This window comes from Pseudomonas sp. PME37.24/025, assembly GCF_055556615.1.
The window spans coordinates 134,991-140,990 of sequence record NZ_JBVHNK010000016.1; the positions used below are offsets into that span (position 1 = coordinate 134,991).

4 protein-coding genes are annotated in these 6,000 nt (G+C 59.6%); all 4 read left to right on the forward strand.

Annotation, left to right across the window (positions count from 1 at the left end):
• The 4 genes from treC (at nucleotide 1) to ACZ3HH_RS26000 (ending at nucleotide 5,871) form a co-directional block, all read left to right on the forward strand.
• The gene (gene treC, locus ACZ3HH_RS25985) at nucleotides 1–1,650 is read left to right on the forward strand and encodes an alpha,alpha-phosphotrehalase (protein ID WP_465808922.1); all 1,650 of its coding nucleotides are present in this window, start codon (nucleotides 1–3) and stop codon (nucleotides 1,648–1,650) included.
• A gap of 107 nt (nucleotides 1,651–1,757) precedes the next feature.
• Nucleotides 1,758–2,981 (forward strand): carbohydrate porin, encoded by a 1,224-nt coding sequence (locus ACZ3HH_RS25990; RefSeq protein ID WP_465808924.1) that lies wholly within the window; start codon nucleotides 1,758–1,760, stop codon nucleotides 2,979–2,981.
• Between the two features lie 62 nt (nucleotides 2,982–3,043).
• Nucleotides 3,044–5,578: a phosphoenolpyruvate--protein phosphotransferase gene (gene ptsP / locus ACZ3HH_RS25995; protein WP_465808926.1), complete on the forward strand. Its 2,535-nt coding sequence runs from the start codon at nucleotides 3,044–3,046 to the stop codon at nucleotides 5,576–5,578.
• Nucleotides 5,579–5,580: 2 nt separating this feature from the next.
• Nucleotides 5,581–5,871: a PTS sugar transporter subunit IIB gene (locus ACZ3HH_RS26000; RefSeq protein WP_465808928.1), complete on the forward strand. Its 291-nt coding sequence runs from the start codon at nucleotides 5,581–5,583 to the stop codon at nucleotides 5,869–5,871.
• Nucleotides 5,872–6,000 lie beyond the last annotated feature (129 nt).

The window sequence follows — 6,000 nt, forward strand, 5'->3', positions numbered from 1 at the left end:
ATGCAAGACTGGCAACGTTCGGTGATCTACCAGATCTACCCGAAGAGTTTTCACAGCCACGCCGGCAACCCCACGGGGGATTTGCTCGGCGTCGTGGCCAAGCTCGATTACCTGCACTGGCTGGGTGTCGATTGCCTGTGGATCACGCCGTTCCTGCGTTCGCCCCAGCGCGACAATGGTTACGACATCAGCGATTACTACGCCATTGATCCAAGCTACGGGACCATGGCTGACTGCGAGTTGCTGATCGCCGAGGCCGGCAAGCGCGGGATCAAATTGATGCTCGACATCGTGGTCAATCACACCTCGATCGAACACACCTGGTTCCAGCAGGCCCGCAGCAGCCTCGATAACCCTTACCGCGATTTCTACATCTGGCGCGATCAGCCGAATAACTGGGAATCCAAGTTCGGCGGTTCGGCCTGGGAGTACGAGGCTCAGACCGGTCAGTATTACCTGCACTTGTTCGATCACACTCAGGCCGACCTGAACTGGGACAACCCCCAGGTGCGCGCCGAAGTCTTCAAGATGATGCGTTTCTGGCGCGACAAAGGCGTCGGTGGTTTCCGGCTGGACGTGATCAATCTGATCTCGAAACCGGCGGATTTTCCCGAGGACAACAGCGACGGTCGGCGCTTCTACACCGACGGTCCGAACGTCCACGACTACTTGCAGCAGATGCACCGCGAAGTATTCGAAGGCCATGACCTGATCAACGTCGGCGAGATGTCATCCACCAGCCTGGAACATTGCATTCGCTACTCGCGACCGGAGTCGAAAGAGCTGTCCATGACTTTCAACTTTCACCACTTGAAGGTTGATTACCCGAACCTGCAAAAGTGGGTTCGTGCCGATTTCGATTTCCTCGCACTCAAACGCATCCTCTCCGACTGGCAAACCGGCATGCAGGCTGGCGGCGGCTGGAACGCGTTGTTCTGGTGTAACCATGATCAGCCGCGGGTGGTCTCGCGTTTTGGTCATGACGGTGAGCATCGGGAGGTGTCGGCGAAGATGCTCGGCACAGCGCTGCATTTCCTGCAGGGCACGCCGTTCGTGTACCAGGGGGAAGAACTGGGCATGACCAATCCGGGGTTCGATCACATCGATCAGTACCGCGATGTCGAAACCCTGAACATTCACCGGCTCAAGCGCGAGGCCGGTGTGAGCGACGCCGACAACATGGCGGCGATCATGCAGAAGTCCCGGGACAACGGTCGCACGCCGATGCACTGGAACACCGAGCCGAACGCCGGTTTCAGTGCGGTCGAGCCCTGGATCGGTGTGCCGGCCAACGCGGCCCAGATCAACGTCGCGCATCAACTCGACGACCCGGATTCGGTGTTGCATCACTACCGTCAACTGATCGCCCTGCGTCGCAGTGAAGCGCTGATGTCTGACGGCGTGTACCGGCAGTTATTGCCTGAGCACACGAAAATCTGGGCGTATGTGCGTGAAGGCCATGGCGAGCGTTTGCTGGTGCTGAACAACTTCTATGGCGCGCCGTGCGAAGTCGAACTGCCGGATGACGTGATCAGCGAAGCGATGGCGCAACGTCTGGTGATCAGCAACTACCCGGACTGTCCGCTGCGCAATCAGCAGGTGTTTTTACGGCCGTTTGAATCGTTCGTGCTGCACCTGACTAACCACTAGCCCTTAACCAATAAAAGCACCGTTTCAAAAAACACGCAGAACGCTGCGCGGGGGATTTTTGCGCGCCGATTTTGCTGCATCACACAATAAAAATAATGAGGTGGTTCTTGAAAACAACAATAAATCGCAGTCTTGTAGCGGCGGGCGTGTGCCTGGCATTACCACTGTCGGCCCATGCGCTGGAATTTGCCGGTTACTTGCGCAGCGGCGTCGGCACCTCGGTTAACAGCGGTAAACAGCAGTGTTTTCAGCTGCCGGGAGCGCAGACCAAATACCGCTTGGGTAACGAATGCGAGCAATACGCCGAACTTGAATTGCGCCAGGATCTGTACACCCTGGACGATGGTTCGGTGCTCAGCGTCGACGGCATGGCATCGCTGTATAACCAGTACGACAAAGACCTGACGTTCAACGGCGACAACGGCTCGGTGCGCCTGCCGCAGTTGTATGCGCAATGGTCGAACATGCCCAGTCTCAACGGCGGTTCACTGTGGGCCGGTCGGCGTTATTACAAGCGGAACGATATCCACATTTCCGACTTCTACTACTGGAACCAGAGCGCCACCGGCGGCGGTATCGAAGATGTGCTGATCGGCGATCTGAAGTACAGCTACGCCTTCTCGCGCAAGGACAACCTGTACCAGAAGGACTACATCAACCGTCACGATTTCAACGTCGCCGGCTTCAACACCAACCCTGGCGGTGAGCTGGAGTTCGGCCTGAGCTACATCGACAAACCCGACAGCCGCGACGCGCATCGCGGTTGGGCGATCACCACCCAGCATGTGCAGAAGGGTTTTCTGGGCGGCAAGAACAAACTGGCCTTTCAGTACGGCGAAGGTCCGGGCACCGGGTTGGGCTATACCGGTAGCGTGAAGCTGGATGACAGCAGCAAAAGCTACCGCGTGGTGGAGTTCTTCGACTGGCAAGTGACGCCGCGTTTCGGCGGGCAAGTCGAAGCGGTCTACCAGAAAGACATTCGCCCGGATGGCGCTGACCAGAATTGGATTTCCCTCGGCATCCGTCCGGCGTATGCGATCACCGAGCAGTTCAAACTGGTGACCGAACTGGGCCACGATCAGGTTGAAGCCACGGGCGGGACGCGCAAGTTGAGCAAGTTCACCTTCGCCCCGACCTGGTCGCCCAAGGGCCCGGAATTCTGGGCGCGCCCCGAGGTGCGTCTGTATTACACCTATGCCAGCTGGAACGAGGCGGCCAAACGGGCGGCCAATGAACTGGCGGCGGGTTCGGCGTTGTCCGACACCGGCGCCTTCGGCACGGCGCGACACGGTTCGAACGTCGGATTGCAGGTCGAGTATTGGTGGAAATAAGCGATGCTGTCGGAGCCTCGCGCTCCATCAGCACTTCAAAGAACAAAACAGCAGGTGACGTCATGGCCACACCCCAACAATTGCAATTGCTGGCACCTTTGTCCGGCGTGCTGATGCCGCTGGACCAAGTGCCCGATCAGGTGTTTTCCAGTCGCGTGATCGGCGACGGTCTGTGCATCGATCCGACTTCGCAAACCTTGTGCGCACCGCTGGCCGGCGTGATCAGCAATGTGCAGGTCAGTGGGCATGCCGTCAGCATCACCGACGACAATGGCGTGCAGGTGCTGATGCACATCGGCCTCGACACCGTGAACCTGGCTGGAAAGGGTTTCACCCGGTTGGTGGAGGAAGGTCAGCGGGTAGCAGTGGGGCAGGCGCTGATCGAGTTCGACGCCGATTACATTGCCTTGAACGCCCGCAGTTTGCTGACCTTGATGCTGGTGGTCAGTGGTGAGCCGTTCACCTGGCTGACGCCCGAAACGGGTGTGGTGCAAAGCGGTCAGCCGCTGCTGAGTTTGAATCCATCCGAAGTGGCGGCCGACGAGGGGATTGCGCAGGAGGGCAAAGCTCTGTTCTCCAAGCCGGTAACGCTGCCCAACGCCAACGGCTTGCACGCTCGCCCTGCGGCCGTGTTTGCCCAAGCGGCGAAAGGCTTTTCGGCGAGTATTTGCCTGCATAAACAGCAGAGCAGCGCGAACGCCAAATCCCTGGTGGCGATCATGGCTTTGCAGACCGCCCATGGTGACGTCCTGCAGGTCAGCGCGGCGGGCGTGGATGCCGAAGTGGCGATCAAGACGCTGGCCGAGTTACTGGCCGCCGGTTGCGGGGAAGCCGTGACGGTGATGGCAGAGGTTGAGACGGTTGTGGCCGAGACCTCATCGCTGAAGGTGCTGCGCGGCGTCTGTGCCTCGCCGGGGTCGGCATTTGGCCAAGTGGTGCAGATTGCCGAGCAGACCCTCGAGGTGAGTGAATCAGGCGTTAGTCCTCAGGTTGAGCGTGAGCACCTGTCCCGAGCGTTGGCAGCGGCGGTTCTGGCCTTGCAGCAGTTGCGAGACAAGGCCACGAGTGACGCTCAGGCAGACATCTTCAAGGCTCATCAGGAACTGCTCGAAGACCCAAGTCTGCTGGATCAGGCACTGGCACTGATCGATGCAGGCAAAAGCGCCGCCTTCGCCTGGCGTGCGGCCACCGAGTCGACGGCAACCTTGTTCAAAAAACTGGGCAATGCCTTGCTGGCCGAGCGGGCGGCGGATTTGGCCGACGTTGGTCAACGGGTACTCAAGCTGATTCTCGGCGTGGAGGATCGTGTGGTGGAGTTGCCGGACGGGGCGATTCTGATTGCCGAGCAACTGACACCCTCTCAGACGGCTGGCCTGGACACGCGCAAGGTGCTGGGGTTCGCGACGGTCGGCGGTGGCGCTACCAGCCACGTGGCAATTCTCGCGCGGGCCTTCGGTTTGCCGGCGATCTGCGGCTTGCCGGTTCAGGTGCTGACACTGATCAATGGCACCCGGGTTTTGCTCGATGCCGACAAAGGTGAGTTGCAGCTGGATCCTGATCTGGCCGCCATTGAGCAATTGCAAGCCAATAGCCAGCGACAAAAGAAACGCCAGCAATACGAGCGGGAAAATGCAGGACTGGCCGCTTGTACCCGCGATGGGCATCACTTTGAAATCACCGCCAACATCGCTTCGCTGGCCGAAGCCGAACAGGCCATGACGCTGGGCGGCGAGGGCGTTGGTTTGTTGCGTTCGGAGTTTCTTTATCTGGATCGCAATCACGCGCCAAGCCATGACGAGCAGGCATCCACCTACAGCGCCATCGCCCGTGCCCTGGGCCCGGCGCGCAATCTGGTGGTGCGAACTTTGGATGTCGGCGGTGACAAACCGTTGGCCTATGTGCCGATGGAGCGCGAAACCAACCCGTTTTTGGGCATGCGCGGGATTCGTTTATGCCTGGAGCGTCCGCAGCTATTGCGCGATCAGTTCAAGGCGATTTTGAGCAGCGCCGGGCTGGCGCGCCTGCACATCATGCTGCCGATGGTCGCGCAGCTGTCGGAGTTGCGGCTGGCTCGTCAGCTGCTTGAAGAAGAGGCGCTGGCATTAGGGCTTACCGAACTGCCGAAACTGGGAATCATGATCGAAGTACCGGCGGCGGCGCTGATGGCTGATCTGTTTGCGCCCGAGGTGGATTTCTTCTCCATCGGCACCAACGACCTGACCCAATACACCCTGGCCATGGACCGCGATCATCCCCGGCTGGCCAGTCAAGCCGACAGCTTTCATCCATCGGTACTACGCCTGATCGCCAACACTGTGAAAGCCGCTCATGCCCATGGCAAATGGGTCGGAGTGTGCGGCGCCATGGCTTCGGAAAAACTGGCGGTGCCGCTGTTACTGGGACTTGGCGTGGATGAGCTGTCGGTGAGCGTGCCGTTGATTCCGGCGATCAAAGCGACGGTTCGTGAAATGGATCTGCTGGACTGCCAAGCCATCGCCCAGCAGGTGCTGGGGCTGGAAAGTGCCGAGCAGGTACGCGAGGCATTGCGGCTGCACCATGAGGCGACGGTCGATACTTCATTGATTCTGGAGAACTGAGCATGTTCGAGAAAATGCAGCGGGCGTTCTGGAAAGCGTTGACGCCGGACCTGGTGGTGGATGAGCCGAAAGTGGAGGCTCAGCCTGTTTTCGGTTTGGCCGCGAATGTCGTGGCCGCGCTGGGCGGTGTGGATAACCTCAAGTCGCAACAGCCGGTGGCGCTGACCCGGGTGCGGGTGGAGTTACGGGATGTGGCGCGGATGGATCGGCAGGCTTTGACGGTGGCAGGGGTGCCGGGAGTGATGATGCTGGAGGATGGAGTGGTTCATTTGATCACCGGACTTCAGCCGTAACCGGACCTTTGTGGTGAGGGGGCTTGCCCTAATGCCGGTAAGTTAAGACGCAGAACCTGTGGGAGCGTGGCTTGCCCGCGAAGAACGATGACGCGTAATACCTGAAAAACCGCGGTGCATTCTTCGCGG

What these genes read in the sequence shown, in the direction of transcription:
- ACZ3HH_RS26000 (WP_465808928.1), top strand. Translation starts at nt 5,581, where the DNA reads ATGTTCGAGAAAATGCAGCGGGCGTTCTGGAAAGCGTTGACGCCGGAC.
- ptsP (WP_465808926.1), top strand. Translation starts at nt 3,044, where the DNA reads ATGGCCACACCCCAACAATTGCAATTGCTGGCACCTTTGTCCGGCGTG.
- treC (WP_465808922.1), top strand. Translation starts at nt 1, where the DNA reads ATGCAAGACTGGCAACGTTCGGTGATCTACCAGATCTACCCGAAGAGT.